Source organism: Deltaproteobacteria bacterium (assembly GCA_026712905.1).
Classification (GTDB): Bacteria; Desulfobacterota; Binatia; order UBA9968; family JAJDTQ01; genus JAJDTQ01.
This window is the reverse complement of the sequence record JAPOPM010000195.1, coordinates 1-1578: the sequence shown is the minus strand read 5'-3', so window position 1 is coordinate 1578 and position 1578 is coordinate 1. Positions and strand designations below refer to the sequence as shown.

Annotated in this window: 3 protein-coding genes; all 3 read left to right on the top strand. The window is 69.1% G+C overall.

Annotated elements, in window-relative coordinates:
• A partial coding sequence (locus OXF11_16100; protein MCY4488616.1) for an urease subunit alpha occupies window positions 1-679 on the top strand: 679 nt, incomplete at its 5' end.
• A 23-nt stretch (window positions 680-702) separates the two neighbouring features.
• Window positions 703-1173 (top strand): Urease accessory protein UreE, encoded by a 471-nt coding sequence (locus tag OXF11_16095; GenBank protein MCY4488615.1) that lies wholly within the window; start codon window positions 703-705, stop codon window positions 1171-1173.
• A partial coding sequence (locus tag OXF11_16090; protein ID MCY4488614.1) for an urease accessory protein UreF occupies window positions 1151-1578 on the top strand: 428 nt, incomplete at its 3' end. The genes OXF11_16095 and OXF11_16090, both read left to right, overlap by 23 nt.

Genomic DNA, 1578 nt, shown 5'->3' with positions numbered 1-1578 from the left:
GGCGGCCGAGGACATCCTGCACGACCTGGGCGCGTTCAGCATGATGGCGTCCGACAGCCAGGCCATGGGCCGCGTGGGCGAGGTCATCATCCGCACGTGGCAGACCGCGGACAAGATGAAGCGCCAGCGCGGCCGGCTCCCGGCGGAAACGGCGGACAACGACAATGTCCGGGTGAAGCGTTACCTGGCCAAGTACACCATCAACCCGGCCATCACCCACGGCATATCGGAATACGTCGGATCAGTGGAACCGGGAAAGCTCGCCGACCTGGTGCTGTGGTCGCCGGCCTTCTTCGGCGTCAAGCCGGACGTCATCCTCAAGGGCGGCGCCATCGTCGCCGCGCCCATGGGCGACCCCAACGCCTCCATCCCGACCCCGCAGCCGGTGCACTACCGGCCGATGTTCGGCGCCTTCGGCGGCTCGCGGCGCGAGAACACCGTCACCTTCGTGAGCGCCGCGGCGCTCGACGCCGATCTCGCCGGCGCGCTGCAACTCCGGAGGCCGCTCCTTCCGGTGAAGCGGACACGAGACCTCGGCAAGGAGAACCTGATCCACAACGGCGCCACCCCACGCATGGAGGTGGACCCCGAAACCTACGAGGTGCGCGCCGACGGCGAGCTGCTGACGTGCGAACCGGCGCGGACCGTGCCCATGGCGCAGCGGTATTTTCTCTTCTGACGCGCCGGCGGACACCCGTGATCATGGAACGAGCCATCATAACGCGCCCGGCGGGACAGTGGCCGAGACACTCGGCACGCGCCACGGTGACCCTTCCGTACGACGGGCGGCACCGGCGCCGGACACGGCTCAAGACCGACGGCGGCGGTTGGGTGATGCTGGACCTGCGAGAGGCGGCCGTGATGCACGACGGCGACGGCCTCCAGTTGGAGAGCGGCGGCTGGGTCCTGGTCCGCGCGGCCGACGAGGTCCTCGCCGAGATTACCTGCGATAGCCCGGGGAGACTTACGCGCATCGCCTGGCACCTGGGGAACCGGCACGTGCCCACGCAGATCGAGAACGGCCGGCTTTGCATCCGCAACGACCACGTAATCACCGAACTGGTCGTGGTCCTGGGCGGACAGGTGCGCATCATCGAGGCGCCCTTCGATCCGGAGGCCGGCGCATATGTTTCGCGGGAGCATACGAACCATGCGGGAATCCATCCGAAGTAGCGACCTGTACCGGCTCATGAGTTGGCTGTCACCGGCCTTCCCGGTGGGTTCCTTTGCCTACAGCCACGGCCTGGAGTACGCGGTGGAAGCGGAACGGGTCCTGGACGGGGCCGGGCTCAAGGAATGGATCCGCGGGATCCTGCTCCACGGCAGTTGCCAAGTGGACGCGGTGCTCTTCCGCAACGCCTGGCACGCCGCCCGCGACACGGACCGGGCGCGGCTGCGGGAAGTGGCGGAAATCGCCGCGGCGTCCCGCGGCACCCGTGAGCTGGCGCTGGAGAGCGGCGCCCAGGGGGAGGCTTTCGTGAGCGCCGTGGCGAAGGCCTGGGACGCGGCCGGCCTCGCTCCGCTCACCGAGCCGTCGTGTCCCGCATCCTATTGCGTCGCCGTGGGATGGGCCTGCGG